Genomic DNA, 2160 nt, shown 5'->3' with positions numbered 1-2160 from the left:
ACCACCGCCGCCCAGACCACCGCCAGCCTGATCGGCGCCCCCACCGACATCGGCGCAGGCGCGCGCGGCGCATCGATGGGCCCGGAAGCCCTGCGCGTGGCCGGGCTGCAGCAGGCTTTGGAAAACCACGGCCTGGCCGTGCTGGACCGTGGCAACCTCAGCGGCCCGGCCAACCCCTGGCTGCCGCCGCAGGGGGGCTATCGCCACCTGCCGGAGGTGGTTGCATGGAACCAGCGCGTGTTCAACGCGGTGTACGCCGAGCTGCAACAGGGCCGCTTCCCCATCCTGCTGGGGGGCGACCACTGCCTGAGCCTGGGCAGCGTCGGCGCGGTGGCGCGCCACTGTGCCGACACCGGCCAAAAGCTGCGCGTGCTGTGGCTGGACGCGCATGCCGACTTCAACACCAGCGAACTCACGCCCAGCGGCAACGTGCACGGCATGCCCGTGGCCTGCCTGTGCGGCTTTGGCCCGGCCGAGCTGACCCAACTGGCGGGCATGCCCGGCGGCAGGCCGTCCCTGCGCACCGACCAGATCCGCCAGATTGGCATCCGCAGCGTGGACGCGGGCGAAAAGCGACTGGTGCACCAGCACGGGCTGGAGGTGTTTGACATGCGCTACATCGACGAGGTGGGCATGCGCCAGACGATGGAGCGCGCGCTGGACGGGCTGGACGCCGACACCCATTTGCATGTGAGCTTTGATGTGGACTTTCTCGACCCCGACATCGCCCCCGGCGTAGGCACCACCGTGCCCGGCGGCCCCACCTACCGCGAAGCCCAGTTGTGCATGGAGATGATTGCCGACAGCGGCCGCCTGGCCTCGCTGGACATCATGGAGCTGAACCCCGCCCTGGATGTACGCAACCGAACCGCCGTGCTGGCGGTGGACCTGGTCGAATCGCTGTTTGGCAAGAGCACGCTCATGCGGGCACGGGCGGGCTGACCGGCGCTCTGCGAAACTAATTGCTAGATTTTTAGTAGCAATAAATCCATTCAGCTTTCGCGTAAACGCCCATTTTTACCTCAAACATCCCGCCACGGTCACGCGCGGCACCCCCTTGCATCACCGCACGCCATGACCACCCCCTTTGTGCTGGACCACCGCTGCAAAAGCTACCCGCTCACGGCCGCGCCCTGCCCTGCCGATGCGATTGCCCGCATGGGCTGGAACCTGCTGGCCGACGACCTGGCCTACCCGCTGGCCGTGCTGCGCCACAGCGCCCTGGCGCACAACATCGCCTGGATGCAGGCTTACGCGGCCCGCAAGGGCGTGGCGCTGGCGCCCCATGGCAAGACAAGCCTGTCGCCTGAGCTGTTTGCGCTGCAGCTGGCCGCCGGTGCCTGGGGCCTGACCTTTGCCACCGTGCACCAACTGGCGGTGGGCGTGGAGGCCGGTGCGCGCCGCGCCATCATTGCCAACCAGGTGCTGTGCGATGCCGACCTGGACGGCCTGCACAGCCTGCTGCAGCGCCACCCGGGCCTGCGCGTGTGGTTTTTGGTGGATTCGCTGGCACAGCTGCGCTGCATTGAAGACTGGGCCGCAAGGCGCGGCTGCCACCAGCGCTTTGATGCCCTGCTGGAAATCGGCATCCCCGGCCAGCGCACCGGCTGCCGCACGCTGCAGGAGGCCGTGGCACTGGCGCAGGCCATGGCCTCATCGAGCGCCGTGCGGCTGTGCGGCATCGAGTGCTATGAAGGCGGTGTGGCCCACTGCGACAGCGACCACGATGCCCGCGAAGTGACCGCACTGGTGCGCCGCGTGACCGAGGCGGCCCGCCAGTGCGATGCGCAAGGCCTGTTTGCCGACCGCGAAATCCTGCTGACCGCGGGTGGATCGGCCGTGTTTGACCTGGTGGTGCCGCTGCTGCGCATGCAGGGGCTGTCGCGCCCCGTGCAGGGCGTGCTGCGCTCGGGCTGCTACATCACGCACGACCACGGCAACTACCAGCGGTTTGCGGTGCAGGTGGAGCAGCGCGAGGGGCTTGATGCATCGCTGCGCCCGGCGCTGGAGGTGTGGACCCTGGTGCAGTCCGTGCCCGAGCCGGGCCTGGCGCTGCTGACCGGCGGGCGGCGCGATCTGTCGTACGACCTGGACCTGCCCGTGCCCGTGCGCTGGGCACCGCGCGGGTCACGGTCTGCGGTGGATGCACCCGCTGGCTGG

Annotated in this window: 2 protein-coding genes; both read left to right on the top strand. The window is 69.1% G+C overall.

Annotated features, from left to right (window positions below; all coding sequences use genetic code 11):
• The first annotated feature begins 27 nt into the window (after nucleotides 1-27).
• Nucleotides 28-942 (top strand): arginase, encoded by a 915-nt coding sequence (gene rocF / locus ACK543_RS00335; protein ID WP_409940892.1) that lies wholly within the window; start codon nucleotides 28-30, stop codon nucleotides 940-942.
• Between the two features lie 132 nt (nucleotides 943-1074).
• The coding region (locus ACK543_RS00330) for an amino acid deaminase (protein WP_409940891.1) at nucleotides 1075-2160 on the top strand (1086 nt) is incomplete at its 3' end.

It is taken from the genome of Acidovorax sp. (assembly GCF_046341535.1).
GTDB lineage: Bacteria > Pseudomonadota > Gammaproteobacteria > Burkholderiales > Burkholderiaceae_C > Acidovorax.
This window is presented reverse-complemented; position numbering and strand designations above follow the sequence as displayed.